Annotated in this window: 3 protein-coding genes; 1 reads left to right on the top strand and 2 read right to left on the bottom strand. The window is 74.1% G+C overall.

The window, feature by feature from the left end; translation table 11 throughout:
• Both GT042_RS24645 and GT042_RS24640 read right to left on the bottom strand, forming a co-directional pair.
• Positions 1-1,019 (bottom strand): pyroglutamyl peptidase (locus tag GT042_RS24645; protein ID WP_161310921.1); only part of this gene is annotated, 1,019 nt, incomplete at its 3' end.
• A 123-nt stretch (positions 1,020-1,142) separates the two neighbouring features.
• Positions 1,143-1,727, bottom strand: coding sequence for a TetR/AcrR family transcriptional regulator (locus tag GT042_RS24640; protein WP_161310920.1), 585 nt, complete (start codon positions 1,725-1,727; stop codon positions 1,143-1,145).
• A gap of 138 nt (positions 1,728-1,865) precedes the next feature.
• Here GT042_RS24640 and GT042_RS24635 point away from each other — a divergent pair.
• Positions 1,866-2,826: glycoside hydrolase family 3 N-terminal domain-containing protein (locus GT042_RS24635; RefSeq protein ID WP_161310919.1), on the top strand; the 961-nt coding region annotated here is incomplete at its 3' end.

Raw genomic sequence — 2,826 nt, 5'->3', positions numbered from 1 at the left:
GGACGTACCACCGGCGCGGTCGCGCCCGCCGGCACCTCCGTCACGGACGTGTTGTCGTACACCGGGAACCGCCCCGTGCTCGCCGCGAGAATCGCGCCGTACGGCAGGCTGGTCGTCGTCCACTGCGGCTGCGAGGCCGGGTCGGAGACGGGGACGAGCCCGGTCCGCGAGAGGTTCTCGTTGTCCCCGAAGCCGCCGCGCCAGGCGCCGTTGAAGCGCTCCACGTCGATCCGGCCGACCCGGCCCTGGCTGACGGTGGTGAAGAGGTCGGCCCGGGACAGCGGCCCGCGCAGGGCCTGTTCGACCGTTCCGGCCGCGAAGTCGTCCCAGCGGACGGGGAAGACGGCCGTCTCGATACGGGCGGGCCCGTCGGCGGTCGTGACGACCGTGCCGTCCAGCGCCAGCGCCGTCGCCCCCGACGGGTTGCTGATCCGGACGTCCCGGTCCAGCGTGAACGGGTCGAAGCCGGTCATCACGATCCGCTTGACGGCCCTGCCGTGCCGATCCCTGCCGGGGAACGCCATCGAGTCCTGGCCGCGCGACGCGCGCTCCAGCGCCCCGAGCAGCCGCGTCCGCGCCGCGTCGGACAGTGGGAACTCCGGCTGCCACGCCCGCAGTTCGCGGGTCATCCCCAACCGCGCCCAGTACAGCGGCCGGTCGTCGTCCCGGCTCAGGTCACCCCGCGCGGGACCCCGCCCCTGCACCCGGTCCACCGCCCGCTGCCACAGCCGCTGCCCCTGCCGTACGACCACCCGCTCGGCGGCGGCGTACGACCCGGCCCCGTCCAGCGCCCGCGCCAGCCCCGGCGCCACCGTGTCGAAGCCGCTGCGCCGCAGGATCTCCTGCGGTACGGCCCGGTCGAGCCGCGCCTCCTCGACGGTGAACGCCGGTGCGGCGGGCGGTAGTTGGCCGGGCGAGGGCCGCGCGTGCGCGAGGGCGGACGGCGCGGGGACGACGAGGGCGAGCGCGGCCGTGGTGAGCAGGACAAGACCAACGCGCGTGTGACTCCTGAGCCTCATGGGGTGCTCCTTCCGTCGGATGGCGGAAGTATCGCGTCGGGGCGGCCCGATGACCATGGTGCGAAACCGGTCGATGACACCCTTCCGAACCACCCGTCGGCGTCGCCCGGCCGGCACCCCCGCTCAGGAACCGGGCGCCGGCCCCCCGGCCCGCAGCAGCGTCAGGAAGTCGCGGAACGCCCCCGGCATGTCCACCGACTCCGGGTCCAGCAGCCACTGGTACTGGAGCCCGTCCATGACGGCCGTCAGCAGCGGCGCCGCCTGCTCGGGCGTCAGCCCGCCCGGCAGGCGGTCGCCGAACTCGTCGCGCAGCACCGCCGTCATGTTGCCCCGCACCTGGTCGTAACGGTGGGTGAAGAACTCCCGCGCCGGATGGTCCTCCGTCACGCTCTCGCCCAGCAGCGCCGAGAACGTCTGCACCATCCCGGGGCGCATCGCGTTGTACTCCACCAGCGACGTCAGCAGCTCCAGCCGCCAGCCCCGCCGCCCCCGGCCCCCGCCGCCGGTGTCCCACTGGTCGCGCTCCTCCAGGACGGCGACGAGCAGCGCCTCCTTGGACGGGAAGTAGTGCAGAAGGCCCTGCTGGGTGAGGCCCACGCGCTCGGCCACCCCGCCCAGGGTGGTCCCCCGGTAGCCGCGCTCGGCGATCACTTCGAGGGTGGCGCGCAGGATGTCCGCCCGCCGCTCCTCGTTCCTGGCTCTCGCCATCGGCCCGCTCCTCCCACCCCGCCGTACGCGGTCGCGACCATGACGGCAATATTACAAATCAATAACGAACCCTACCTCCTTACAGGATGCAGGGTCACCATGTAACCGTCCACCCGAACTCGACGAGGAGGTACGGCCGTGGCAGGCGCACCCACCCGGGCCGACCAGGCACGCACCGCCGCCGTCGAGGCGGCGCTCGGCAAGCTCGACCTGGACGCCAGGACCCGCCTCCTGGCCGGCCAGGACATGTGGTCCCTGCCCGCGCTCCCCGAGATCGGACTCGCCTCCCTCGTCCTGTCCGACGGTCCCATCGGCGTCCGGGGGGTCCGCTGGACCGCCGACGACCCGTCGGTCGCCCTGCCCTCCCCGACCGCGCTGGCCGCCACCTGGGACCCGGAGCTGGCCCGGCGCGCCGGCCGGCTGCTCGCCCAGGAGGCCCGCCGCAAGGGCGTGCACGTCCTGCTCGCCCCGACGGTGAACCTGCACCGCTCGCCCCTGGGCGGACGCCACTTCGAGGCGTACAGCGAGGACCCGTACCTGACGGGCGAGATCGGCACCGGCTACGTGCTCGGCGTCCAGGACGGCGGGGTCGGCACGACCGTCAAGCACTTCGTCGCCAACGACGCCGAGACCGACCGCTTCACCGTCGACAACGTCGTCGCGCCCCGGCCGCTGCGCGAGCTGTACCTCGCGCCCTTCGAGACCATCGTGGCCAACGCCCACCCCTGGGGCATCATGGCCGCGTACAACCAGGTCAACGGCGCGACCATGACCGAACACCGCTACCTCCAGCAGGAGGTGCTGCGCGGCGAGTGGGGCTTCGACGGGTTCATCGTCTCCGACTGGCTCGCCGCCCGCTCCACCACCGGGGCGCTCCTCGGCGGCCTCGACGTCGCCATGCCGGGGCCGAGGACCGTGTACGGCGAGGCGCTGGCCGCCGCCGTCCGGGCCGGCGAGGTGGACGAACCGGCCGTCGACGAGGCCGTACGGAACGTCCTGCGGCTCGCCGCCCGCGTCGGCGCCCTCGACGGCGCGCCTCCCGTCGTCACCGACCTCCCCGCGCCCCTGGACGGTGACGCGCTGGCCCGCGAGGTCGCCC

The organism is Streptomyces sp. SID3212, from assembly GCF_009865405.1.
Classification (GTDB): domain Bacteria; phylum Actinomycetota; class Actinomycetes; order Streptomycetales; family Streptomycetaceae; genus Streptomyces.
Note: the sequence above shows the minus strand (reverse complement) of the source record. Positions and strands in the feature narration are given on the sequence as shown.